Below are 1,270 nucleotides of genomic sequence, written 5' to 3' on the forward strand. Positions count from 1 at the left end.
GACATGGGTAACAGGTGTTCGGAGACATAGGTGACACGTGACCTGCGCGCATCATGATGCGCGCAGGTCAAGTTCTCCGATCTCAAAGCGGCTGAACCACACGCGGTAGCAGCCGTCCTGCGCCGTGGGTCGCAAGGCAATGCGCTGGCCGATGAACGCTTTGCCAATCTTAAAGCGCCGCCGGCCCACTGCAATGCGCGCGGACCTGTCAACTTTATAGACCTTGTCACAAGACAGGTACTCGGCGGCTGGCAGCATCTCCGGATATGCAATGACGCTGGCACGATAGCGCTGCATGGGCACCGCCATGCCCAATGCTTCGTGCGGGCGCTTGCCGTTATAGGTTTCGCGATAGCGGTCGAAGACGCGCTGCGCTTCGTCGTTGTCCGCAAAACGCCGATGCTGCAATAGTTCGACCTTGAGGGTGCGATGAAACCGCTCGTCCTTGCCTTGGGTCTGGGGGTGATATGGCCTTGAGTGGCTGACTTCGATGCCCAGCTGCATCAGCCAGACCGTCAGCGCCGTATAGCCCAGGCCTTCGGAATCGCCGCCCCATGGCGGACCGTTGTCCATCGTCATGCGGTGCGGCAAGCCGTAGCGGCGAAACGTCGCAATCAACCTGGACTGGACCGTCTCAGCACGCTCGTCGCCACAGGCAGCAAGGCACAGGTTGAATCGCGAATGGTCATCGAGCACCGTCAGCGGATGACAAATCCCGCGCTCGTTGCGCACGTAGCCTTTGAAGTCCATCTGCCACAAGGTATTGGGCTCGGCATGCTCAAAGCGCTGGAACGGCTGCTGGCCCGCGGCAACGCCCACGCCCAGGCGGCCGTGGCGGCGCAGGATCTCGTGAATGGTACTGGGCGCCGGCAGTGCGTCCACGCCGGCGTTCTGCAGCAGCTTGGCCAGCTTGCGCGCACCCCAGTAAGGATGCTCGTCTCGCAAGGCCAATACCTGGCGCTCAAGCTCCGGCGCGGTACGCAACGGATTGGCTGCGGGCCGTCGACACTGGTCTGTCAGCCCGCCCTCGCCCGACTCGGCGTAGCGCGACAGCCACTTGTACAACGTCTTCGGGGCAATGCCCCATCGCCTGGCCAACTCCCGCCGGTTCGCTCCTGGCTGGCTGGCCAGCATCACCAGTTCCCTGCGTTGATCCATGAGTGACACTTCCTTCCATGGCATGGCAGGTCTCCCAAAAGACACTGCCAGCCAGTCTAGTTGTGTTACCCATGTCCCCGAACAGGTGTTACCTATGTCCCCGGTCTATACA

General features: G+C 61.9%; 1 protein-coding gene. It reads right to left on the bottom strand.

From position 1 onward, the window contains the following. Positions 1-51: 51 nt before the first annotated feature. Positions 52-1,182 carry an IS481 family transposase gene (locus AC3WLE_RS30370; protein ID WP_492357605.1) on the bottom strand — a complete coding sequence of 377 codons (1,131 nt, stop codon included), beginning with the start codon at positions 1,180-1,182 and terminating at the stop codon, positions 52-54. Positions 1,183-1,270: the final 88 nt, after the last annotated feature.

The organism is Cupriavidus sp. FW306-1B-F12B, assembly GCF_058781795.1.

Coding starts and splice junctions, on each gene's coding strand:
- AC3WLE_RS30370 (WP_492357605.1), bottom strand. CDS start 1,182: ATGCCATGGAAGGAAGTGTCACTCATGGATCAACGCAGGGAACTGGTG.